Raw genomic sequence first — 22251 nt, 5'->3', positions numbered from 1 at the left:
CGCTGTCCCCCCGCGCAAACCCACTGATTTGTGATGCTTCTGCTCGAAACTCCGTGCTAGCTAGATTGCGATATCCGCCGCTTGTCCCGCCCGGCTGGTTTGATGCGCTCCCTCGTCGCCATCGTCGTCTCACTGCTCTGCGCCACGGCGTTTCCAGCCTTGGCAGAGCCGTTGCCAGCGCCCGTCGCGGTCGAGATCCCCTCGGGAAGCTATGTGCTGCACGCCCAGCTCTACCGGCCGAAGGGGGCCGGCCCATTTCCGGTCGTCGTCGCGCTCCACGGCTGCGGCGGGCTTTCCGGCCGCTCGGAGCCGGTGCTGCCGCGCTATCGCGACTGGGCCGAGGAACTCGTCAGGGACGGCAAGGCCGTCCTGCTGCCGGACAGCTACGGCTCGCGCGGGTTGGGCCCGCAATGCCGCGTCAAGGAGCGTCGTATCAGCGGCCGGCGCGAGCGTGTCGCCGACATCGTGATCGCGCAGAAATGGTTGGCCGAGCAAGCCTGGGCGATGCCCGACCGGGTCAGCCTGGTCGGCTGGGCGGCCGGCGCGAGCGCGCTGTTGTGGGCGGTGCGCCCGCAATTGCCCGAGCATGTCTCGCCGGATTTTCGCTCGGCGGTGGCGTTCTATCCGGATTGCCGCGCCTCGTCCGGCCTCGGCTGGAGCACGCGCGTCCCGACATTGGTGCTGATCGGCGGCCTGGACGACGTCTATTCGCCGCCCGCGTGCCGGCAGATGATCGATGGCGCGCGCGGCCGCAGCGCGCTGACCCGCATCGTCATCTATCCCGGCGCCTATCACGATTTCGATCGTGTGAACCTGCCGCTGCATCAGGTCGCGGGATCCGACGCCGGGGCGCCCGAGCGCGGCCATGTCGGCTCGGATCCCGAGGCGCGCGCCGATGCGCAGAAGCTCGTGGCCGATTGGCTGGCGCGCTGAAGGCCACTCAGAAGAGGCTGCCTTGGTCGGCGGGATCGGGCGTGCGCTTCGGTGCCGGAGGCTTGGCCTCGCGCGCAGGTTTCGGCGATGACGGCGCTGCCGGCGGAAGTGGGCGGTCCGCGCCCGCCGTGGCCGCGACCTTGCCGTCCGCAAATTCGATCGAGAGCGCATCGCCCGGACCGATGCTCGCGGCATGGTGCAGCGGGTGGCCGGCCTCGTCACGCACCAGGGCAAATCCACGGGCCAGCACGCTGCGATAGGACAGCGCGGTGAGGAGCTTCTCGTTCTGGCCGACGCGGGCCGACAGGCGCTGAAGCTGGGTCAGCAACGCGCGCCGGGCCCGCTCGGCAAGACGTTCGGTCCGGTCGCGCTCGCGACCGATGGCCTGGCGCTTGGCCTGGGCATAGGCCTGGCGCGAGGCCTTGAAGCGGGCGTCGAGCGCCTCGAATCGCTCGCGCCGCCGGTGCAGCTGGCCGCGCGACGACAGCGACAGCCGCTCGGACGACGCGACGAGCCGATGGCGTGATTGCGCGATCTGCGCGTGCAGCACGCGCAGAGTGAGCTTGGCGCTCGCCGCCGCGAATTGGCGAAAGTGAACATGCGTGTTGGTCTTCAGCGCGCGTGGCAGGTTGGCGGCCGCCGAATCCAGCCGCTGCCTGGGAATGGCGAGCAGATCGCTAGGGCCGGGCAGGGCGCGCGCGGCGGCGCGCAGCTCGTTGCGGCGGCTCTCCTGGCTGCGCTGCCAGCAGACGCCGACACGGCGCGCGAGGCTTGCGACCTCCTGCATCAGCTCGCTGCGCACCGGCACCGCCATTTCCGCGGCTGCGGTCGGCGTTGGCGCACGTTTGTCGGCGGCGAAATCGATCAAGGTCACGTCGGTCTCGTGGCCGACCGCCGAGATCAGCGGGATCATGCTCTCGGCCGCGGCGCGGACCACGATCTCCTCGTTGAACGACCACAGGTCCTCCAGCGAGCCGCCGCCGCGCGCGACGATCAGCACGTCGGGCCGCGGGATCGGGCCATCCTGCGGCAAATCGTTGAAGCCGCGGATCGCGGCGGCAACCTGCTCGGCCGAGCCTTCGCCCTGCACCTTCACGGGCCAGACCAGCACGCGGCGAGGAAAGCGGTCCTCGAGCCGGTGCAGGATGTCACGAATGACGGCCCCGGTCGGCGAGGTGACGACGCCGATCACCTCGGGCAGCCATGGCAGCAGTTGCTTGCGTGCGGGATCGAACAGTCCTTCGGCCCCGAGCTTCCGCTTGCGCTCCTCCATCAGCGCCATCAGCGCGCCGATCCCGGCCGGCTCCAGCGCCTCGATGACGATCTGGTATTTCGACGAGTTCGGATAGGTGGTGAGCTTGCCGGTGGCGATCACCTCGAGCCCCTCCTGGGGCTTGAAGCGCATGCGGCCATGCACGCCCTTCCAGATCACCGCCTCGATCTTGGCGCTCTCGTCCTTGAGCGCGAAATAGCAATGCCCCGAGGAATGCGGCCCGCGAAAGCCGGTGATCTCGCCGCGCACCCGGACGTGGCCGAACTGGTCCTCGACCGTGCGCTTCAGCGCCGAGGACAGCTCGGTGACGGTGAATTCGGGCGCGTTGGGCAAGGCTTCCGCAGGCGGCATCGCTGTTTGATTCGGTTCGGGGAGCAGCAGCCAAGGTAGGGGCTTTCCGCGTCCGCCGCCAATCAAGCCGTTGCCTTTTCGATAGCTCTGTAGTATAGAGTACTCTGTAAAATGCAGAAGGGCTGGAGGAGAGCGTGCGACGCGGCGCGAAGTTCCTGTTTCGGGTCCTAGGATGGGGGCTCTGCCTCCTGGGCATGCTCGCTTTGGCCCTGGCTGCGATGATCGCGACGCCACTGGTGCGCCCGCCCGAGCTCAAGTCGATCTCGGAGACCGCCGGCCAGGTCGACCGCAGCACCATGCCCGGCCTGCAGCGCTTCAGTGCCCGCGATGGCACCGAGCTCGCCTATCGCCACTACCCGGCGCGCGGAACGGCTGTCGGCAAGGTCGCGATCGTGGTCCACGGCTCCTCCGGCTCCAGCGTCGCCGTGCATGCCCTTGCCGATGCGTTGGCGGCGCGCGGCATCGATACCTTCGCGCCCGACATTCGCGGCCATGGCGGCTCCGGCACCCGCGGCGACATCGGCCATCTCGGACAGCTCGAAGACGATCTCGCCGACCTCGTCGCCGAGGTCAGGAGGTCGATTCCGGCCCAACCGATCGTGTTGCTCGGCCATTCGGCTGGCGGCGGCTTCGCGCTGCGCGCGGCGAGCGCCCCGATCCAGGATCTGTTCACGCGCACCGTGCTGCTCGCGCCCTATCTGGGTTACGACGCGCCGACCAACCGGGAGAATTCGGGCGGCTGGGCCGGTCCCGACATTCCGCGCATCCTGGCGCTCGGCGTGCTCAGGCGCATCGGCATGCCGTGTTGCGAGGCACTGCCTGTGCTGGCCTTTGCTGTCAGGCCGAACTCGGAGAAATTCCTGGCGCCGACCTACAGCTACCGGCTGTTCCGCAATTTCGCGACCCGTGGCTACAAGGCCGATTTCACTGCGGCGAAGCACCCGGTGACCGTCATCGCCGGCGCCGATGACGAGCTGATGCTCGCCGACAAATATGCAGATGCGGCGCACGCCGTCGTGCCGGGCGTTGACGTGAAGCTGATCGCTGGCGTCAATCACATGGAGATCGTGTCGGCGCCGCAGGCGGTGAGCGCGATCGCCGAGGACGTGGCGACGCACTAGAGGTCCAAACCGCATGATCGACAGCCTGGAAGCCGCGCGGGCGCTCAGCGACATCGAGGATGTGACGAAGCGCGTGCGGCAGTCGCAGATCTATCGGCTGTCGAGCCTGCTGATGATCCTCTGGGGCGTTCTCGTCTTCGCCGGCAATCTCGTGACCTATCTCGCGCCCAACTACGCCGACAAGGCCTGGCTATCGGTCTATGTCCTCGGTCTGGCCGGGTCGCTGGGGTTGGGCGCGACGGAGAAGGCGCGTTCCGGCGTACGCAGCTTCGATCTCCGGGCGCTGCTCGCCTTCGTCATGTTCTTTGCGTTCGGCTTCTTCGTCGAAGCGATCGGCCATTTCGGACCGCGCGAGATGGGCGCATTCTGGCCGATCTATTTCATGCTGTTCTACGGCCTCGCCGGCTTGTGGTTCGGCGCGGCGTTCACGGTGTTCGGCCTTTGCGTCACCGCGTTGACCCTGGTCGGCTACCTCTTCATCGGCAAGGCTTTCCCGTTGTGGATGGCGTTCGTCAATGGCGGTGGCCTGGTTCTCGGCGGCTTGTGGATGCGGCGGAGCTGACGGTTTGGCGGAGCTCGACGAGATCATCCACCAACCGCTGCGGCTGAAGATCATGGCGGCGCTGAATGCCCTGCCTGCCGTGGCCGGGCTGGAATTCGTCCGGCTGAAGAAGCTGACCGGCGCCACCGACGGCAATCTCGGCGCGCATATCGACACGCTGGCGCGGGCCGGCTACGTCGCCGTGGACAAGGCCTTCGTCGGCAAGAAGCCGCAGACCACGGTCACGGCGACCGCGGCCGGCCGTGCGGCCTTCGCCCGCTATGTCGCGAACCTGCAGGGCATCATTGCCGGCGCTGCCGCGAAGCCGCCGGAGCCATGATTTGACTCCGTTGCGAGGGCCGGGCAATTGGGGCGTCCAAATTGGCCCACCCCTCTGCGACGGCATCGACGATGAACATTCTGCTCCTTGGTTCCGGCGGCCGCGAGCACGCGCTCGCCTGGAAGATTGCCGGCTCGCCGCTGCTCACCAAGCTGTGGTGCGCGCCCGGCAATGCCGGGATCGCCAAGGAGGCCGAATGTGTCGCGCTCGACGTCGCCGATCATGCGGCGGTGATCGCCTTCTGCCGGGCGAACAAGGTGGATCTGGTGGTGGTCGGCCCCGAGACGCCGCTCGCCGCCGGCATCGTCGATGATCTCGAGGCTGCCGGCATCAAGGCGTTCGGCCCATCCAGGCTCGCCGCCAAGCTCGAGGGCTCCAAGGGATACACCAAGGATCTCTGCGCCGAATACGACATCCCGACCGGCGCCTACTGCCGCTTCGACAATGCCCCCGAGGCGCTCGCTTATGTCCGCGAGCACGGGGCGCCGATCGTCGTCAAGGCGGACGGGCTCGCGGCCGGCAAGGGTGTCGTCGTGGCCAAGACGGTTGCCGAGGCCGAGGACGCCATCAAGATGATGTTCGAGGGCGGCTTTGGCGTCGCTGGCGCCGAGGTCGTCATCGAGGAGTTTCTCGAAGGGCGGGAGGTGTCGTTCTTCGCGCTGTGCGACGGTGAGACCGCGATACCGCTGGCGTCTGCCCAGGACCACAAGCGGGTGTTCGATCACGACCAGGGACCGAACACCGGCGGCATGGGAGCGTATTCGCCGACGCCGTTCGTGACGCAGGAGATTCATGACGAGATCATGAATCAGATCATTCAGCCGACCATTGCCGGGATGAGCGCCCGGGGCACACCCTTCAAGGGCATTCTCTATGCCGGCCTGATGCTGACGGCTCAGGGGCCGAAGCTGTTCGAATACAACGTGCGCTTCGGCGATCCGGAATGTCAGGTGCTGATGCTGCGGATGATGTCGGATCTCGTGCCCGCCATGCTGGCCGCCTGCGATGGGCAGTTGAAGAATTTCGACCTGCGCTGGTTTCCCGACGCCGCCGTCACCGTGGTCATGGCCGCGAAGGGCTATCCCGGCGACTACGCGAAGGGTGGTGTCATCGAGGGACTCGACGATGCCGCGAGGATCGAGGGCGTGGAGATCTTCCACGCCGGCACGGTGGCGAAGGACGGCGCCATTCTCGCCAATGGTGGGCGCGTCCTCAATGTCTGCGCGTCGGGAAAGAGCGTCGCCGAGGCTCAGGCGCGGGCCTATCAGGCCGTCGACCGCATCAAATGGGCTGACGGCTTCTGCCGGCGCGACATTGCCTGGCAGGCGGTGGCGCAGGAAAGCGGCCGGGGCTGAGCATCGTGATCGCCGCACTCGGCCCCGCAAGGCTATTTTTCCCGCGAGAATTGTGGCAGTTCCATAGACTCATGCCGTGATGGGATGAATCAGTTCCGCCGTGGAACGGAGGGGCCATGGAATGCGCGCGGTGCGGCAGGCAGAATCAGCCCGGGAGAGCCTCGTGCGACCGGTGCGGCGAGCCGCTCAGCCTCAGATGTGAGGCGTGCAACCAGACCAACAGCCCGTCGAATCGCTTCTGCGGCCAATGCGGCGCGCCGTTGCCGGGCCGGCTGGCTCAGCCGGATCAGAACGCCCAGCGGGTGCTACGGACCCTGAGCAGCAAGGGCGGTGAGCGCAAGCGACTCACCATCCTGTTTGCCGACATTCGTGACTCGACCCAGCTGATCGATAGTCTCGGCGATCCCGAACTCGCGATGCAACGGCTCGATCCGGTCCTCAACCTCATGAAAGAGGCCGTCCACCGCTATGACGGCGTCGTCAACAAGACACAGGGCGACGGCGTCATGGCCCTGTTCGGCGCGCCGGTGCCGCACGAGGATCACGCCGTGCGCGGCTGTCTCGGCGCGCTCGCGATGCAGGACTCGATCGCCCGCCTGGCGGATCCGCATCTGCAGGTCCGCGTCGGACTGCACACCGGCGAGGTGATCGTCCAGGTCGTCGAGAACAGCATGTACCAGACCTACGATGCGGCCGGCGCCAACGTGCATCTGGCCAATCGTCTGGAGCACATGGCCGAGCCAGGGACCATCCTCATCAGCAAGGAGACCTACACCGGCGCCAGGCAGTTCGTCGAAGCCGAGCCGCTCGGCACCCGCACGCTGCGCGGCATTGCCTCGCCGGTGTCGATCTACAAGCTGATCGGCCGCCTGAACGCGCCGGCGAGCGACGTCTTCCGCAGCGGCCAACGCCTGTTGCCGCTGATCGGGCGCAACGCTCAGCTTGCGGTGCTCGAACGCGAGCTCGACGACGTCCTGGCGGCGCGTGGCGCTGTGGTCGGCATCGTCGGCGAGGCCGGCATCGGCAAGAGCCGGCTGTGCTTCGAGTTCGCCGAGCACTGTCGCCGCCAGGGCATTCGCGTCTACGAGGCGCGCGTGCTGGCACATGGCCGCGCCACCCCGTTCCAGCCGGTGCTCGAATTGTTGCGCGACTTCTTCGGCATCCGGGCGAAGGAGCCCGTCGAGGTGTCGCGACAGCGCGTGGTCGACAGACTCGAGGCCCTCGGCATTCCCGATACGGCGCTGGTGCTGCTGCTGGACTTCATGAGCCTTGCCGATCCGTCTCGTCCTGCGCTTCGGCTCGATCCGGGCGTGTTCAAGACGCGTCTCCTCAACGTGTTCAAGACGTTGTTCCGCTCGGCGCCGGCGGATGGCGCCGTGGTGATCATGATCGAGGACCTGCATTGGCTCGACGAGGCCAGCGAGGAGTTCGTCGAGGCGCTCGCGGAGGCCTCGATCGGCACCAAGACGCTGCTGGTCGTGAACTACAGGCCTGGTTTTGCCGCGTCCTTCATGCAGCGGGCTCCGTTTCACGAGCTGTACATCGTGCCGCTCGCATCCGCCGAGGCGCGCAAACTGCTGCGCGGCGTCTTCGGCGACGACGCATCGCTCGAGGCGCTGGTCGGCGACATCATCGAGCGCGCGCAGGGCAATCCCTTCTTCCTCGAGGAGCTGGCGAGCGCGGTCTCCGAGAGCGGCGGGTTCGAGGGTGAGCGCGGCGCCTATCGGCTGAAGGGCGGGATCGGCCCGATTCCGCTGCCGCCGACGGTGCATGCCGTGGTAGCGGCCCGCATCGACCGTCTGAGCGAGACCGCCAAGAGCGTCCTGGAAACAGCGGCTGTGATCGGCCGCTCGGTCGCGCTCGCCGTGCTCAAGCCGGTCGTCGGGCTCAGCGAGGCGGACCTGTTCGACGCGCTCGCACAACTGAGGCATGCCGACCTTCTCTATGATCTGCCGCCGTTCGACATGGGCGTGCTCGCCTTCCGCCATCCGCTGATCCAGGAGGTGGCCTATGCCATGCAGCTGCGCTCGCGCCTGAGCAGTGTGCACGTGGCCGTGGCCAAGGCGATCGAGGCGCTGGATTGGGGCACGCAGGACGAGTTCGCCGCCCTGATCGCCTCGCATTACGAATTCGCCGGCCAGACCATGCAGGCCGTCGAGCATCTGCAGCGCGCGGCGCGCTGGATCGGCCGCACCAATACGGCCGAGGCACTGCGGCTTTGGAAAAAGATCCGCTCCATGCTGCAGACGGTGCCGCCATCCGAGCACGTCGATCGCCTCAGGGCGCTTGCCAGCGGCCAGATCCTCAATTGCGGATGGCGGGAGGGCATCTCAGCCGAGGAGGTGAGGCCTTTCGCCGAGGAGGCGCTGCGCTATGCGCGCTCCTCGGATAAGATGCACGAGCCGATCCTGCTCGGCGCTTACGGCCGCGTCCTCGCCTCGACCGGCGCAGCCGACGACTACGTCAACCTCGTGCAGAATGCGGTCAAGCTGACCTCGGAGGAGGGCGATGTCGGCCGCTATGCGACCGTCAACGCCATGCTGGCGCAGGCGCTTCTGCTGTCGGGGAGAGCACGAGACGCGCTAGCAGCGGCGAACACGGCGCACGCGACGATCGCTAACCAAGGTGGTTTTGACAGTAGTGTGACTCTGGGGCTGACGCCAAATCAGATCCTGGGATTCGATGTTGAATATTGGATCAAGTGCCTCAGGACGCGAATCCTGGTCCAGCTCGGCTGTTTCGCTGAGCTCGAAATTCAGCTTTTCGAATTGTTGAATACCCCTCCCGAACAGTTGGCTCCGGTGGTCCGTTTTATCCCGCACTTTGCCGCTGTTGAATTTGCTCGATGGCAAGGTCGTGCTGAGGCCGCGGCTCTGCACTCGGCCGAGCTGCTTCAGATCGCTGAAGCGTCGGGCATGCCGTACATTCGGGTGCAGGCGTTGGCAGGGGCTGGTCTTGCTCGGGCGGCTGCAGGCGATTTCACTCACGCCGCGTATGATCTCAGGGAAGCGATCGAGTACTCGAGGCGCGCCAGGGCAGGCCTCGAGTTCGAAGCGCGCATGATGAGCGATCTGGCTGACGTCCTTTATCGCGCAGGAGACCTCCGTGGTGCACTCGACGTTGCTGAGGAAGCCAGCGTCATCGCCCGACGCAGGACGGATAGGATCGGTGAACTCCACGCGGTGCTGCTGCGATGTTTGATCAGTTCGTCCGACTCCGATTTTCGGAACGACGCAGAAGCTGTCGGATCGCTGCTCGACGCCGAGCGCCTGCTGGAAGTCTCGGGTGCCGAGGTCTACAAACCCATGTTGATAGCGTGCCGATCCTCCCTTGAAGGTACTAGATGACCCGTGCAGTATGCCCGCTTTCCATGAAGCATTATTAGGAGGCTGGGCACATGGGGATGATGATTAAAGACAGTACGACGCTCGATATTCTCGTGCAGTTGAATAGGCGTTTCGAGGCTGAAGCTTTGCCGGAAATGGTCGAGCTGCAGCGCGAGTTTGGAGTTTTTTCATTGCAGCATGGCTTGCAGCAATCGTTCGCTTTGCTGGGGATCGTGCCGCAGGATTGGACTGAGCGTCGCCGGTGGTACCGTTTCTTGGAACACCTCAGGACCTATCCCTCCGATCTAGATGGTGTGAATGGTCACGACCGTGTCATCCGGGCGTTCAAGGACGACCTGGAATCCGAGAAGCCGCTTCCTGTTTCGATTGTCTGCCATTCGGCAGCGGACGATCCTCGGGTGACGGTTACGCAAGGCCGTCCGGTCGTGTTCTCGCTCGAAACGCATGTGATCGTTTCGATCCCGACCACTCCCGGACGAGAGGCGCGTCAGAATCTGGCGGAAGTTGCTCGCACTAGGCGTGTTCAGAAGCGCGGCAAGAAATGAGCCTGACCGCAGGCGACGGCGCCGGACAAAAGGCTCCTTCTATTCAGGCCATTTGCTCCGACGTCGATGCCTACTACACCGCATGCGTCGCGCGTCATGGCGCGACGCCGCGGGGCGTCGACTGGTCATGCGAGGCGACGCAGGGCCTGCGCTTCGTGCAGCTGATGAAGCTGTGCGATGCGTCGGCGCCGTTCAGCCTCAACGACATCGGCTGTGGCTATGGCGCGCTGGTGCCCTTTCTGGCTGCGCGCTATCCGACCTGCGAGATCGACTATCTCGGCATCGATCTGTCGCGCGCCATGATCAGCCGCGCCCGTCGGCGCTTTGCTGGCCCGCAGCGGCGTTTCGTCGTTGCCGCGGAGAGCCCGCGCATCGCCGACTACTCGGTCGCGTCCGGCATCATGAACGTCAATGTCGGCTATCCGCGCCAGGCCTGGGAGAGTTACATCAAGGGCCTGTTGCGGCAGATGTTCGCCACCAGCCGCCGCGGCTTCGGCGTCAACTTCATGCGGGCCCACGGTGACGATGACGACGAGGCCTCCGATGCCGCGACGGCGCGGCTGTACCGGACCACGCCCGAGATCTGGGTGGCCCATTGTGAGCGCGAGTTTGCCGCGCCGGTCGAGGTCATCGGCGGTTACGGCATGAAGGAGTTCACCCTGCTGGTGCGCCGCAGACCCGAGGCGGCCGTCTCGGACGGCGATCCGTCGCACTGATGTCCGCAGCTCCGTTGCTCTCATCCAAGCCCGGTGGACACGCTGCCGCGATCGCGCGCGCGGTGGATGTGCTGATCTCCTCGAAAGGTCACGCCAGCCCCTTGCGGCTTGAACGGGCCTGCGCACTGCTGCGCCAGCATGCGCCGCTGCACTGGGTCGAGCGCCCGGGCGTGCGTCCGTTCTGGGCCGTCACGCGCTACGCCGACATCGTCGCGATCGAGACGCGGAGCAGGGATTTCGCTGCGGGACCCCGCACCTATCTTGCCAGCGAAGCCTCGGAGGCCGTGCTGCAGCGGGTCACCGGCAAGCCGCAGGCCGTCCGCAGCCTCACCGAGATGGATGCCCCGGATCACGCTGCCTATCGCGCGGTCATCCAGGGCGCCTTCGCGCCGCCGGCTCTGCGCGCGATGGAGAGCTGGCTGACGCAATGGGCCGCCGAGATCCTCGACCGGGTTGCTGCGCGTGGTGATGCTTGCGATTTCGCACGCGACGTCGCGCTGCCTTTCACCTTCCGCGTCATCGGTCGCATGCTGGGCACGCCCGAAGCCGATGACGCACGGCTTGCCCGGCTCGCCCAGGCGTTCGTGGCCGCCGAGGATCCGCAGCGGCGTTTTGCCGAGGCGCCCGGCGACACCATGCGCATGGCCATGCTGGCGCTGCGCGACTACTTCGAAGCCGTGGTCGCCGACCGCCGCGCCAGCCCGCGCGACGATCTCGCCAGCCTCATCGCGGAGAGCGCGCCGCATGGCGCCGCAATGCCGCATTACGAGCTGATCTCCTATTTCATCCTGCTGGTTACGGCCGGCCACGACACCACCTCGCTCGCTTTGGCCGGCGGGCTCGAGGCGCTGCTCGCGGACCCGGGCCAGCTCGAGCGGTTGCGCGCCGAGCCGGAGCTGCTCGATCCGGCGATCGAGGAGATGCTGCGCTGGACCACGCCGGTGCGCCATTTCATGCGGACGGCAGTCGGCGACACCGAGGTCGCCGGCCAGGTCATTCGCGAGGGCGAGGCGCTGGCCTTGTTCTTCCATTCCGGCAACCGCGACGAAGCCATGTTCGACGACGCCGGCACGTTCCGGATCGATCGCAGTCCGAATCCGCATATCGCCTTCGGCCGCGGCCCGCATGTCTGCATGGGGCTGCAGCTGGCGCGGATGCAGATGCGCGCGATGTTCGCGGAGCTGCTCCGTCGTACGTCGCATATCGCGCTCGCCGGACGGGTGCGCCGGGTCGAGTCGCCGTTCATGAGCGGGGTCAGCGGCCTTCCCATCCACATCCGCTTTCGCGAATGATGCGGCCGGGGCGAGGTCTCGTCAGCGCCGCGCCTTGAAGAACTCCTTCAGCATCTGGGACGCCTGCTGCTCGCCGACGGCCGAATAGACCTCCGGCGCGTGGTGACAGGTCGGTGAGGCGAAGAAGCGGACGCCGGATTCGACGGCGCCGCCCTTGGGATCGGCGGCCCCATAATACAGCCGGCGGATGCGGGCGAAGGAGATGGCGCCGGCGCACATCGTGCACGGTTCCAGCGTGACGTAGAGGTCGCAATCGACCAGCCGCTCGCTGCCGATCGCCTGCGCGGCCTGGCGCAGCGCCAGGACCTCGGCATGGGCGGTGGGGTCGCGGTCGGTCAGCGTACGGTTGGCGGCGGTGGCGATGACCACATTGTCCCGCACCACGACGCAGCCGATCGGCACCTCACCGGAAATTGCGGCCGATTCGGCCGCTTTCAGCGCCAGATCCATGAAAGAAGGAGCGTTCATGGCTCGTAATGCCCGGATAAGTCTGGTACTGCATCGCCCTTCAGCAAAACCGGACCTCGATTTCCCGCGTGACAGGCGCTGCTCAGAGCGCGCGTACCACGCGATGTCCCGCACCTCAAAGTGAGACCTTCATGCCCCGCGACACCGACAAAGACAACGATTCCCGCGGCCGCCGCGGCGCCGCCCCGCGGGGGCGGTCCGAAGGGGCGAAGGGACGCTCGGGCGCCGCGCGCGGCCCGGAGAAGAAGTTCGGCAAACGCGGCTTCGGCGACAAGGCGGCGGGGGCCAAGGGCAAGCGCTCGTTCGACGAGGGCCGTGCGCCGCGCCGCCGCGACGACGGCGATGCGCCGCGCAAATCCTTTGGCGAAAAGCCGCGCTTCAACCGCGATGAGCGTCCGCGCGGCGACCGTCCGTTTGCCGCGCGTCCGCCGCGGGGCGAGGACGGCGAGAAGCGCGCCTTCCAGCCGCGCGGCGACCGGCCGAAATTCGACCGCGACGCGGGTGGCGGCGGCAAGCGTCCCTACACGCCGCGCACCGATCGCGACGAGGCCCGTCCGGCGGCGCGATCCTCCGAGCGCAAGTTCGGCGAACGCAAGCCCTACGCGCCACGCGAGCGTGACGGTGAGAAGCGCCCCTATACGCCGCGCAGCGGGGGCGCCCGCGATCGCGGCGACCGTCCGCGCGCCGAGCGCAGCTTCGGTGACCGGCCGCCGCGTGGCGATCGGCCGGAGCGGAAGTTTGGGGGCGAGAAGACATTTTCCCGCGGCGCCGACGGTGATCGCGGCGAGCGCAAATTCGGCGCCGGCCCGCGCGGTCCGCGCAAGGAATTCGGCGACCGTCCGGCCCGCGGCGAGTCCAAGCCCTGGCAGAAGCGTGAGGGCGGCGATCGTCCGGAGCGCAGCGCCCGCCCGCCCCGCGATGGTGCGCGCAGCTTCGACCGTCCCAAGTTCGACCGTCCCAAGTCCGATCGCCCACGCGAGGATCGCCCCAAATTCGATCGTCCGAAGTTCGACCGTTCTGCCTCCGATCGGCCGCGCGGGGACCGTTCCAAGTTCGACCGGCCCACATCCGACCGTCCGAAATTCGACCGGCCGCGCGATCGCGGCGACGACCGCAAGTTCGATCGCCCGCGTCAACGCCCCGAAGGCCGCAGCGAGTGGCAGGAGCATCCGCGTGGCGAAGGTCGGGGTGGTGATTTCGCCGACCGGCCGCGCCGCGACAATGAGGACGAGAGCCGGGTCTTCGCCAAGCGCCCGGCGTTCGGCGGCCGCGGTCCGTATCGCGAGCGCAAGCCCGAGACCGACAAGCGCACCAAGCGCGTCGTGCCCGACGAGGCGCCGAAGCCCGGCAAGGCTGGCGAGCGCATCGCCAAGGTGCTGGCGCGTGCTGGCCTCGCCTCGCGCCGTGATGCCGAGGAGATGGTGACGCAGGGCCGCGTCACCGTGAACGGCCGCATCATCAACTCGCCGGCGCTCGACGTCACCGAGAACGACGTGATCCAGGTCGACGGCGCGCCGTTGCCGGAGCGTGAGCGCACACGGCTGTTTTTGTACCACAAGCCGCGCGGGCTGATGACGACGCACAGCGACCCCGAGGGGCGCCCGACCGTGTTCGACAATCTGCCGGAAGGGCTGCCGCGCCTGATCTCGATCGGCCGGCTCGATTTCAATACCGAGGGGCTGCTGCTGCTCACCAATGACGGCGGGCTGGCGCGCGTGCTCGAACTGCCGGACACCGGCTGGACACGCCGCTATCGTGTCCGCGCCCATGGCGAGATTACGCAGGCGCAGCTCGACCAGCTCGCTGCAGGCGTCGAGGTCGACGGCGTGAAATACGGCCCGATCGAAGCGACGCTGGAGCGCGACCAGGGCGCCAATGTCTGGCTGGTCGTTGCGATCCGCGAAGGGAAGAACCGCGAGGTGCGCAACGTGCTCGCCCATCTCGGCCTCGAGGTGAACCGCCTGATCCGCGTCTCCTACGGTCCGTTCCAGCTCCTGGAGCTGCCCGAGGGCGAGGTGCAGGAGGTTAAGACGCGGGTGCTGCGCGAGCAGCTCGGCGAGAAGGTCATCGCGCAGTCGGGCGCCGATCTCGGTCCGGCCGGCAAGGGTAATCGCGAGCCGTTGCCGGATCCGAAGCCCAAGCCGAAGCGCGAGGTGGTTGCCGACCGCAAGGGCCGGCGCGTGCTGGTCCAGCGCACAGGCAGCGAAGAGGCACGCGAGCGCCACGAGGCCGAGGCGCGCTTTCCCGGGCCGCCGCGGCGGCCGAAGCGCGGCTATCACGGCAAGCGCGATATCACGCCGCAGGACGAGTAGGGTGGTGCGATGCGTGTCGTCGGTGGACGGCTGAAGGGCCGCAACATCGCCTCGCCCGCCTCGCGCGACATACGGCCGACGCAGGACCGGCTGCGCGAGGCGCTGTTCAACATCCTCGTGCACGCCTACGAGGATCCGATCGAGGGCGCACGCGTGCTCGATCTGTTTGCCGGCACCGGTGCGCTCGGCATCGAGGCTGTCTCGCGCGGCGCGGCGTTCACGCTGTTCGTCGACAACGGCGCCGAGGCAAGGGCGCTGCTGCGCAACAATGTCGAGGCGCTCGGCCTCGGCGGTGTCACCAAGGTCTACCGCCGCGATGCCACCAATCTCGGTCCGGCGCGCCCGGTCGAGCCGTTCTCGCTGGTGTTTCTCGATCCGCCCTATGGCAAGGGTCTGGCCGAGAAGGCGTTGGCCTCGTTGCGCGACGGCGGCTGGCTGGTGCCATCGGCGCTGCTCGTGGTGGAAGAGTCCAAGGCCGCCGCGTTCAAGGCGCCCGAGGGGTTCGAAGAGCTCGAGCGTCGCGCCTATGACGACACGGAGTTCGCGTTCTTGCGTGGCTCTTGATCCTTGCGAATGGCTCGTTGCGGAGGGCGTCGGCGCTATCTCCTCCCGAACAGCTTCTCGACATCCGCCAGCTTGAGCTCGACATAGGTCGGGCGGCCGTGATTGCACTGGCCGGAGTTGGGCGTGTTCTCCATCTCGCGCAGCAACGCATTCATCTCTTCCGGCTTGAGGCGGCGGCCGGCGCGCACCGAGCCGTGGCAGGCCATGGTAGCGGCGACGTGCATCAGGCGGCGCTCCAGCGGCAGCGCCTCGCCCCATTCCTCCATGTGCTCGGCGAGATCGCGCAGCAGCCCCGCCGCATCGATCTTGCCGAGCAGCGACGGCGTCTCGCGCACCGCGACCGCGCCGGGACCGAACGATTCGATCGCGAGGCCGAATGAGGCAAGCTCATCAGTCCGCGCGAGCAGCGTCTCGACGGTGGCTTCATCGAGCTCGACGATGTCCGGGATCAGCAGGATCTGCCGCTGCACACCATGCGCCGCGAGCGAGGCCTTGAGCCGCTCATAGACGATGCGCTCATGGGCGGCGTGCTGGTCGACGATGACGAGGCCGTCGCGGGTCTGCGCCACGATGTAGGTGTCGTGGATCTGGGTGCGCGCAGCGCCGAGCGGACGGTCGAGCAGGTCGGGCGCGGCCGGCTGCTCGTGCAGACGAAGATCGGCGCGGGGCGTGCCGACGTCGAAGGCCGCTTGAGAGGATTCCGCAAGCCCGAACGACCCGAGATCTGGTGAGGGCGCCGCCGCAGGGACGGAGCCGCCGAAATGCGGCATCACCGGCGCCGACGGCGAGCGCTGCCAGTCCCAATTCATCGGACCGACGTTGGGCCGCGGTGGCGCGAAGGCCGGGCGGAACGCGGCGATGGTCGCGCCGCCGTCATTGGCCGCGGTGCGGCGGCCTTCGCGGGCGAGACCTTCCTTCAACGCGTGGATGATCAGCGCGCGCACCAGGCCGGCATTGCGAAAGCGCACCTCGGTCTTGGCCGGATGCACGTTGGCGTCGACCTCGCGCGGATCGAGTGTGACGAACAGCGCCACGACAGGATGGCGGTCGCGCGGCAGATAGTCGGCGTAGGCTGCGCGCACGGCGCCGAGGATCAGCTTGTCGCGCACCGGGCGGCCGTTGACGAACAGATACTGCCCAAGCGCATTGGCGCGCGTCAGCGCCGGGGCCGCTGCGAAGCCTTCGACCACGACATGATCGCGCTCGCTGCGCACGGCGATCGCATGGCTGCGGAAGTCGGCGCCGAGGATGTCGCCGAGCCGCGTCAGCTGGCCCGGCGCGCCGGGCAGCGCGGCGGCCCAGGTCACCGGCGCGCGCTCCTCGCCGGCGAGCGTGAAGGCGATGTCGGGCCGCGCCATCGCCAGCCGCCGCACCACCTCGCGGATCGCCTCGGCCTCGGTGCGGTCGGTCTTGAGGAACTTCAGCCGGGCCGGCGTGGCGTGGAAGAGATCGGCGACCTCGACGCGGGTGCCCTGGTTCAGCGCGGCCGGCACGATCGGCGACTTGTCGCCGCAATCGACCGCGAGCGCCCAGGCATGCGGCTCGCTCCTGTGCCGCGTCGTGATCGACAGCCGCGCCACCGAGCCGATCGAGGGCAGCGCCTCGCCGCGGAACCCGAGGGTGCGGATCTGCAGCAGGTCCTCGTCGTCGAGCTTCGATGTCGCGTGGCGCTCGACCGCGAGCGCAAGATCGGCCGCCGTCATGCCGCCACCGTCGTCGGTGATCGCGATCTTTCGCCGGCCGCCACCGTCGGTGAAGATGTCGATGCGGCTCGCGCCGGCATCGATCGCGTTCTCGACCAGCTCCTTGACGACGCTCGCCGGCCGCTCAACCACCTCGCCGGCGGCGATGCGGTTGACGATCTGTTCGGGAAGCTGGCGGACGGGCATGGTGCGAACGAACTTGAAAGCTGGCTGGCTTGGATATTGAAGGCGCGCGGCGCTGCGGCGGTCACGTTGCAAATGTGGGGTGAGAATAGCTTTTTTCATGCGCTGCGGCAGAGAAAAGCAACCTTCTCCAACGGGATTGTGAGGCGGGCGGGGCCAGTATATCGTTTCGCAAAAATAACGATCAGCCGGAGGAAGCCCATGTGCCATCTGTTCGCACACCAGCCTCAGCGCGATTATGAGTCGCAGACCCGCTCGTTGCGGATCGGCGGCCATAGCACGTCGATCCGGCTCGAAATGGCGTTCTGGGACACGCTCGAGGAGATCGCCGCCAAGGAAGGCATGGGCCTCGCCAAGTTCGTGACCACGCTGTACGCCGAGGTGCTCGACCATCACGGCGAGGTGAAGAATTTTGCGTCGCTGCTGCGCTGCTCCTGTCTGATCTATCGGGCAAAGGCGACTGCGACGCTGCCGGAATTTACCGCGGCGGCGATCATGGACGCGGCCGAGTAGCCACTCGGGCGGTCTCGCGTCTCCCTCCCCCGCTTGCGGGGGAGGGCGGGGTGGGGGCGCCACAGCGGCAGTCCCGCCGCAGCGTTCCCCCACCCGTATCGCATCTTCGATGCGATACGACCTCCCCCGCAAGCGGGGGAGGCGCTGACCGAGATCGCCGCAAGAGTTTTGCGTCACCATACCGATCGTAATCAAATCTCCTTCTTCTGCATCGCGCCAGCAATGTAGTCCGCCTGGCGGATCGCCAGCGCCACGATGGTGAGTGTCGGATTGCATGCCGCTCCCGTAGTGAACTGGCTGCCGTCGGAGACGAACAGGTTCTTGACGTCGTGGGTCTGGCCGAACTTGTTGACGACGCCGTCCTTGGCCTTCTCGCTCATCCGGTTGGTGCCGAGATTGTGCGTCGAGGGGTAGGGCGTGGTCGGGTAGGTCACGGTGGCGCCGACCGCCTCGTAGATCGCCGAGCCCTGCTTGTAGGCGTGGGCGCGCATCGCGACGTCGTTGGGATGATCGTCGAAATGCACTGAGGCGACCGGCATGCCGAACTTGTCCTTGGCGACAGGATCGAGCGTGATGCGGTTGGTCTCCTGCGGCATGTCCTCGCCGACCAGCCACATGCCGGCCATGCGCGGATAGGTCTCCATCGCCGCCGTGAAGCTGCGGCCCCAGGCGCCGGGATTGAGGAACGCGGCCATGAACGGCAGGCCGAGCGAGAGCGTCTCCATCTCGTAGCCGCCGACGAAGCCGCGCTTCGGATTGAACGCCGCCTCGTCGCGGACGATGCCGGCCATGGTGGTCCCGCGATACATGTGCACCGGGTTCTCGAACGTCGCATAGACGCTGCCGGTCATGTGCCGCATGTAGTTGCGCCCCACCTGGCCGGAGGAGTTGGCAAGTCCATCCGGGAACATGTTCGAGGCGCTGTTGAGCAGAAGCCGCGGGCTCTCGATCGAGTTGCCGGCGACGGCGACGATACGGGCCTTCTGCAACTGCATCTTGCCCTGACCGTCGGCATAGACCACGCCGGTGACCTTGCCCGAGGCGTCATGCTCGATCTTGATCGCCATGCTGTTGGGCCGCACCTCGAGATTGCCGGTGGCCTCGCCCTTCGGGATCTCGGTGTACAGGGTCGACCATTTCGCACCGGACTTGCAGCCCTGGAAGCAGAAGCCGATCTGCTGGCAGGCGCCGCGGCCGTCGCGCGGCTGCGAGTTGATCGCCATGTTGCCGGTGTGCACGGTCTTGTAGCCGATCTTCCGGGCGCCGGCTTCGAGCACCTTGAAATTGTTGTTGCCGGGTAGGCCCGGAATGTCGTTGGTGCGGGTGACGCCCATCTTGAACTCGGCCTTGGCGTACCACGGTTCCATTTCGGCGAGCGTCACCGGCCAGTCCAACAGGCTCGCGCCGGGCAGCGCGCCATAGGTGGTGCGCGCCTTGAACTCGTGCTCATCGAAGCGCAGCGAGGCGCCGGCCCAGTGCACGGTCGAGCCGCCGACCGCCTTCACGATCCAGGCCGGCAGGTTGGCAAAGTCCTTTGCCACCCGCCAGGTGCCGGACGTGGTGCGCATGTCGGTCCAGGCGAGCTGGGTGAAGCTCTCCCATTCGTCGTTGATGAAGTCGGGAATCTCGTAGCGATTGCCGGCTTCGAGAATGACGACCTTGATGCCTTTCTGCGCGAGCTCGTTGCCGAGCGTGCCGCCGCCGGCGCCCGAGCCGATGATGACGACGACGCTCGAATCGTTCTGATCGAATTTTGCCATGGTGGTTTCCTCCGTGTTTTCTGTTGTTCGCCGGCGTCAGGCTTTCGGCAGCCAGTCGATGTCGGAGAAGCCACGGTTGATGTAGCCGCCATGCTCGGCGGAGGAGCCCTCGTAGCCGAACTTCGGCCAGAGCTCCTTCTGATTGTAGAGCGACACCACGAGGTCGCCGCGGAGCGTCTTGAAGAAGGTCGTCTGCTCGATGGCCTGGAGCAGCGCGACGCGGTCGGCCTCCCACGGCACCTGGGCGTAAGGCACCTTGTGGCGGTCACGCGCGTCCTGGTCGAGCCGGGCGACGCCGTCATTGATCATTGCCTTCACGGCGGCATCCTCCGCGGCCTTGCCGTCCCACGGCTTGACCGCGGTGATGTAGTAGCGGTCGGCGAGGAAGTCGTGCGGATAGATGTCGCGCGCGACCTTCACCAGCGTCTTCAGGGTGGCCGGCGTCAGCGCCTTGGCATCCTCCGCCCAGGCATCGGCAATGCCGAGGCCGGTCGCGGAAGCCACGGCTGCGGCCGGCACGGTCGAGGCCGCGCCCTTGAGAAAGACGCGGCGGTCGTATTTGTTGCGGCGATCGACTTCTCTCATGGGTATCCTCCGTTGGTTTTTTGTTTGGTGTATTTTCGTGGTCAGCGGCTCATCCGAAGCGGCCGCCGCGCTGGATGACCTCGATCTTGTAGCCGTCGGGATCGGTGACGAAGAAGAAGCGCGCGAGTGTCGCACCATTGTGCTTGAAATCGCGCAACGGGCCTGGTGCCAGGTTCTCGCGCTCGAAACGGGCATGCTCGGCATCGAGATCGTCGACCACGACAGCAAGATGGCCGTAGCCGTCACCGAGCGTATACGGCTCCTTGCGGTCGTAGTTGACGGTGAGCTCGACCTCGAACGGCGACGACGGATGGCGCAGATAGATCAGCGCGAAGCCGTCGAAGCGTAGATTGTCGGCGATCTCCAGGCCGAAGGCGCGCTTGTAGAAGTCGAGCGCCTTGGCCTCGTCCAGCACGCGGATCATGGAATGCACGGGTTTGGCCATCTCAATTGTCCTTCAGGTAGTTGATGATCGCGGCGCGCACGTCGGGCTTGGCCTGGCGATACGCCATCACGGCGCCGGGGATCAGCTCTTGCGGGTTGGTCAGCCAAGCATCGAGCTTGGTCTCGTCCCAGGTGAAATCAGCTTTCGCGAAGCCGGCCGAATAGCGGAAGCCTTCGACGGAGCCGACGCGGCGGCCGACGACCTTCGAGAGCGGCGGCCCCTGGCGCATCGGCTCGGCGCTGCTCAGCGTGTGGCAGACGCCGCATTGCTGCTTGAACAAGGTCGCGCCGTCGGCAGGCTTGGGCGACGGCAAGGCCATCTGCGCCGATGCGATCGTGGTGCTCAGGACTGCGCCGCACCATCCTAGTCCTAAAACAAGCAGCAGCTCTTGCGCCGTACGCCGTCCCGACATCGATCCTCTCTCATCATTTTTGATGAGACTAGGTCGCAGCGAGAGCGCCGTGGTAGTAGCGGGCTGTTTCGGCCGGAACAAAGCGTGCGCAGGACTCGTCCAGCCGCAGGATATGTCAGCGTTGCGGACTAATCGTCGAAGCGGCGCCCACCGCGTCCCGCCTTGACGTCGCTGCGGATCTTCTTGCCTTCGAGCCGGCGCTGCTTGGAGCCGAAGGTCGGCTTGGTCGGGCGCCGCACCTTCGGCCGGATCATCGCCTCCTTCAACAGCGTGACGAGACGCTCGATCGCATCGGCCTTGTTGCGCTCCTGGGTGCGGAAACGTTCGGCCTGGATGACGATGACGCCGTTCTTGGTCATGCGCTGTCCAGCGAGCCGCGCCAGCCGTGCGGCGGCGTCCTCGGGCAGGGTGATCCGGGTCGTGTCGAAGCGCAGCTGCGCCGAGGTCGACAGCTTGTTGACGTTCTGGCCGCCGGGGCCGGAGGCGCGGACGAACGAGATCTCGATGTCGTCTTCGTTGATGGCGAGGTCGCGGGAGATCCGCAGCATGGGGCACCAGTGGAATCGAGGTTTTCGCGTCCACCATAGCGGGTTTAGGGGAGGTGTGCGCGGGGCGTCATGGCGAGGCGCGGTTGGCGGCCCGAGACCGCCGCCAGAATCTCCACTGTCATCCCGGCGAACGCCGGGATCCATAACCCCAGGGAGCAGTTTGGGGCAGGCTGGCCGCTGACACCTCCCGCCTCACGTCGGCTGCGGCGTATGGGTGCCGGATCTGCGCCGCGCTGGCGCGCGTCGCAGCTTGTCCGGGACGACAGCGGTGTGCGAGGCGGATTCACGGTTCAAACAGCGGCCGCAGGCGACGACATGTCAGCGCGTTCTCGCGGCATCTGATGCCCGAGGTCTGCGATCAGTTCGTCCCTCGCGAGCATGCAGAGGGCGCGGGGAATGCCGGGCGCTGGCCGCACCCATGGCCCGCCTGCGAAAAAAATGCAGGCGGCAGGAACCACAGGTTCAGCCGAGACATCCCGGCATTCCCCGCGCGATGGGCTTCACGCTTATACGCAGTCTCCCTGGTGCGCCGGCTTGTTGGCCACCATGGTCCGTGCGGCGCGAGCGCCGTCACGAACGTGACACCAGCTTCGGGGTATCAGGACGCTGCGACTTCACGTCCGCAAGACATCGTTCGTCCGCGTCCTCGTGAGAAGACGCTGCGATCTCTCGCGGCCACCGCTCCCCGCCTCGCGTGTCGTGACGATCGCGCGCAACGCCCCTCCGCAGTGAGGCGGGATGGGCGGATTAAATCATGAATTCCGAAAAATAGCAAGACGATTATTTTTATCGGAAGTCGACGCGCGGTCCTCCGCTGTCGTCCCGGGCAAGCCGTCAGCGACGCGGAGCGTGGCTGACGGCGCCGACCCGGCAACTGTTATGTTGATGGAGTGATCGCATAAGGTTTTCGGTCGCGCATCATGGCATTCAGGATGGTTAGAAGC

General features: G+C 66.9%; 20 protein-coding genes. 12 read left to right on the top strand and 8 right to left on the bottom strand.

Annotation, left to right across the window (positions count from 1 at the left end):
- The first annotated feature begins 102 nt into the window (after nt 1–102).
- Nucleotides 103–933: a dienelactone hydrolase family protein gene (locus ACQR03_RS25220; protein ID WP_315716686.1), complete on the top strand. Its 831-nt coding sequence runs from the start codon at nt 103–105 to the stop codon at nt 931–933.
- A 7-nt stretch (nt 934–940) separates the two neighbouring features.
- On the opposite strand, the gene xseA is transcribed toward ACQR03_RS25220, so the two are convergent.
- Nucleotides 941–2557, bottom strand: coding sequence for an exodeoxyribonuclease VII large subunit (xseA, locus tag ACQR03_RS25215; RefSeq protein ID WP_316201678.1), 1617 nt, complete (start codon nt 2555–2557; stop codon nt 941–943).
- A gap of 194 nt (nt 2558–2751) precedes the next feature.
- Between xseA and ACQR03_RS25210 the strand changes: the two genes are divergently transcribed.
- The 8 genes from ACQR03_RS25210 (at nt 2752) to ACQR03_RS25175 (ending at nt 11814) form a co-directional block, all read left to right on the top strand.
- Nucleotides 2752–3678, top strand: a complete 927-nt coding sequence (locus tag ACQR03_RS25210; RefSeq protein ID WP_316201858.1) for an alpha/beta hydrolase — start codon at nt 2752–2754, stop codon at nt 3676–3678.
- A 13-nt stretch (nt 3679–3691) separates the two neighbouring features.
- A complete protein-coding gene (locus ACQR03_RS25205; protein ID WP_315753434.1) occupies nt 3692–4240 on the top strand; it encodes a hypothetical protein in 549 nt (182 codons plus the stop codon).
- Between the two features lie 4 nt (nt 4241–4244).
- Complete coding sequence (locus ACQR03_RS25200) at nt 4245–4559, top strand: transcriptional regulator (protein WP_315716689.1); 315 nt, start codon at nt 4245–4247, stop codon at nt 4557–4559.
- A 71-nt stretch (nt 4560–4630) separates the two neighbouring features.
- Nucleotides 4631–5914, top strand: a complete 1284-nt coding sequence (purD, locus tag ACQR03_RS25195) for a phosphoribosylamine--glycine ligase (protein WP_315716690.1) — start codon at nt 4631–4633, stop codon at nt 5912–5914.
- Between the two features lie 116 nt (nt 5915–6030).
- Nucleotides 6031–9261, top strand: coding sequence for an AAA family ATPase (locus ACQR03_RS25190; RefSeq protein ID WP_434841675.1), 3231 nt, complete (start codon nt 6031–6033; stop codon nt 9259–9261).
- Between the two features lie 50 nt (nt 9262–9311).
- On the top strand, nt 9312–9806 hold the full coding sequence (locus ACQR03_RS25185) for a hypothetical protein (protein WP_315716692.1): 495 nt from the start codon (nt 9312–9314) through the stop codon (nt 9804–9806).
- Nucleotides 9803–10522 (top strand): class I SAM-dependent methyltransferase, encoded by a 720-nt coding sequence (locus ACQR03_RS25180; RefSeq protein ID WP_434841676.1) that lies wholly within the window; start codon nt 9803–9805, stop codon nt 10520–10522. The genes ACQR03_RS25185 and ACQR03_RS25180 overlap by 4 nt, the downstream gene beginning before the upstream one ends.
- Nucleotides 10522–11814, top strand: a complete 1293-nt coding sequence (locus ACQR03_RS25175) for a cytochrome P450 (protein ID WP_434841677.1) — start codon at nt 10522–10524, stop codon at nt 11812–11814. Before ACQR03_RS25180 ends, ACQR03_RS25175 begins: the two co-directional genes overlap by 1 nt.
- Before the next feature lie 21 nt (nt 11815–11835).
- Here ACQR03_RS25175 and ACQR03_RS25170 read toward each other — a convergent pair whose 3' ends face one another.
- Nucleotides 11836–12282 carry a nucleoside deaminase gene (locus ACQR03_RS25170; RefSeq protein WP_315753444.1) on the bottom strand — a complete coding sequence of 149 codons (447 nt, stop codon included), beginning with the start codon at nt 12280–12282 and terminating at the stop codon, nt 11836–11838.
- 131 nt (nt 12283–12413) lie between these two features.
- Between ACQR03_RS25170 and ACQR03_RS25165 the strand changes: the two genes are divergently transcribed.
- Together ACQR03_RS25165 and rsmD are read left to right on the top strand one after the other, a co-directional pair.
- A complete protein-coding gene (locus tag ACQR03_RS25165) occupies nt 12414–14594 on the top strand; it encodes a pseudouridine synthase (RefSeq protein ID WP_434841678.1) in 2181 nt (726 codons plus the stop codon).
- A 9-nt stretch (nt 14595–14603) separates the two neighbouring features.
- A complete protein-coding gene (rsmD, locus tag ACQR03_RS25160) occupies nt 14604–15158 on the top strand; it encodes a 16S rRNA (guanine(966)-N(2))-methyltransferase RsmD (protein WP_434841679.1) in 555 nt (184 codons plus the stop codon).
- A gap of 35 nt (nt 15159–15193) precedes the next feature.
- On the opposite strand, the gene mutL is transcribed toward rsmD, so the two are convergent.
- The gene (gene mutL, locus ACQR03_RS25155; RefSeq protein ID WP_434841680.1) at nt 15194–17047 is read right to left on the bottom strand and encodes a DNA mismatch repair endonuclease MutL; all 1854 of its coding nucleotides are present in this window, start codon (nt 17045–17047) and stop codon (nt 15194–15196) included.
- A gap of 198 nt (nt 17048–17245) precedes the next feature.
- Between mutL and ACQR03_RS25150 the strand changes: the two genes are divergently transcribed.
- The gene (locus tag ACQR03_RS25150; RefSeq protein ID WP_434841681.1) at nt 17246–17557 is read left to right on the top strand and encodes a ribbon-helix-helix domain-containing protein; all 312 of its coding nucleotides are present in this window, start codon (nt 17246–17248) and stop codon (nt 17555–17557) included.
- Nucleotides 17558–17748: 191 nt separating this feature from the next.
- Here ACQR03_RS25150 and ACQR03_RS25145 read toward each other — a convergent pair whose 3' ends face one another.
- The 5 genes from ACQR03_RS25145 to arfB form a co-directional block, all read right to left on the bottom strand.
- Nucleotides 17749–19317, bottom strand: a complete 1569-nt coding sequence (locus tag ACQR03_RS25145; RefSeq protein WP_315716700.1) for a GMC family oxidoreductase — start codon at nt 19315–19317, stop codon at nt 17749–17751.
- 36 nt (nt 19318–19353) lie between these two features.
- Nucleotides 19354–19902 (bottom strand): gluconate 2-dehydrogenase subunit 3 family protein, encoded by a 549-nt coding sequence (locus ACQR03_RS25140; protein WP_434841682.1) that lies wholly within the window; start codon nt 19900–19902, stop codon nt 19354–19356.
- 49 nt (nt 19903–19951) lie between these two features.
- Nucleotides 19952–20347, bottom strand: coding sequence for a VOC family protein (locus tag ACQR03_RS25135; RefSeq protein ID WP_315753454.1), 396 nt, complete (start codon nt 20345–20347; stop codon nt 19952–19954).
- A gap of 1 nt (nt 20348) precedes the next feature.
- On the bottom strand, nt 20349–20666 hold the full coding sequence (locus ACQR03_RS25130) for a c-type cytochrome (protein ID WP_434841688.1): 318 nt from the start codon (nt 20664–20666) through the stop codon (nt 20349–20351).
- Nucleotides 20667–20887: 221 nt separating this feature from the next.
- The gene (gene arfB / locus ACQR03_RS25125; protein ID WP_315716703.1) at nt 20888–21307 is read right to left on the bottom strand and encodes an alternative ribosome rescue aminoacyl-tRNA hydrolase ArfB; all 420 of its coding nucleotides are present in this window, start codon (nt 21305–21307) and stop codon (nt 20888–20890) included.
- Nucleotides 21308–22251 lie beyond the last annotated feature (944 nt).

The organism is Bradyrhizobium sp. HKCCYLS3070, assembly GCF_051167575.1.
In the GTDB taxonomy this organism is placed as follows: domain Bacteria; phylum Pseudomonadota; class Alphaproteobacteria; order Rhizobiales; family Xanthobacteraceae; genus Bradyrhizobium.
This window is presented reverse-complemented; position numbering and strand designations above follow the sequence as displayed.

Coding starts and splice junctions, on each gene's coding strand:
- rsmD (WP_434841679.1), top strand. CDS start 14,604: ATGCGTGTCGTCGGTGGACGGCTGAAGGGCCGCAACATCGCCTCGCCC.
- ACQR03_RS25190 (WP_434841675.1), top strand. CDS start 6,031: ATGGAATGCGCGCGGTGCGGCAGGCAGAATCAGCCCGGGAGAGCCTCG.
- ACQR03_RS25205 (WP_315753434.1), top strand. CDS start 3,692: ATGATCGACAGCCTGGAAGCCGCGCGGGCGCTCAGCGACATCGAGGAT.
- ACQR03_RS25220 (WP_315716686.1), top strand. CDS start 103: ATGCGCTCCCTCGTCGCCATCGTCGTCTCACTGCTCTGCGCCACGGCG.
- ACQR03_RS25135 (WP_315753454.1), bottom strand. CDS start 20,347: ATGGCCAAACCCGTGCATTCCATGATCCGCGTGCTGGACGAGGCCAAG.
- ACQR03_RS25130 (WP_434841688.1), bottom strand. CDS start 20,666: ATGGCCTTGCCGTCGCCCAAGCCTGCCGACGGCGCGACCTTGTTCAAG.
- purD (WP_315716690.1), top strand. CDS start 4,631: ATGAACATTCTGCTCCTTGGTTCCGGCGGCCGCGAGCACGCGCTCGCC.
- xseA (WP_316201678.1), bottom strand. CDS start 2,557: ATGCCGCCTGCGGAAGCCTTGCCCAACGCGCCCGAATTCACCGTCACC.
- ACQR03_RS25140 (WP_434841682.1), bottom strand. CDS start 19,902: ATGAGAGAAGTCGATCGCCGCAACAAATACGACCGCCGCGTCTTTCTC.
- ACQR03_RS25210 (WP_316201858.1), top strand. CDS start 2,752: ATGCTCGCTTTGGCCCTGGCTGCGATGATCGCGACGCCACTGGTGCGC.
- ACQR03_RS25145 (WP_315716700.1), bottom strand. CDS start 19,317: ATGGCAAAATTCGATCAGAACGATTCGAGCGTCGTCGTCATCATCGGC.
- ACQR03_RS25185 (WP_315716692.1), top strand. CDS start 9,312: ATGGGGATGATGATTAAAGACAGTACGACGCTCGATATTCTCGTGCAG.
- ACQR03_RS25165 (WP_434841678.1), top strand. CDS start 12,414: ATGCCCCGCGACACCGACAAAGACAACGATTCCCGCGGCCGCCGCGGC.
- ACQR03_RS25180 (WP_434841676.1), top strand. CDS start 9,803: ATGAGCCTGACCGCAGGCGACGGCGCCGGACAAAAGGCTCCTTCTATT.
- mutL (WP_434841680.1), bottom strand. CDS start 17,047: ATGCCCGTCCGCCAGCTTCCCGAACAGATCGTCAACCGCATCGCCGCC.
- arfB (WP_315716703.1), bottom strand. CDS start 21,307: ATGCTGCGGATCTCCCGCGACCTCGCCATCAACGAAGACGACATCGAG.
- ACQR03_RS25175 (WP_434841677.1), top strand. CDS start 10,522: ATGTCCGCAGCTCCGTTGCTCTCATCCAAGCCCGGTGGACACGCTGCC.
- ACQR03_RS25150 (WP_434841681.1), top strand. CDS start 17,246: ATGTGCCATCTGTTCGCACACCAGCCTCAGCGCGATTATGAGTCGCAG.
- ACQR03_RS25170 (WP_315753444.1), bottom strand. CDS start 12,282: ATGAACGCTCCTTCTTTCATGGATCTGGCGCTGAAAGCGGCCGAATCG.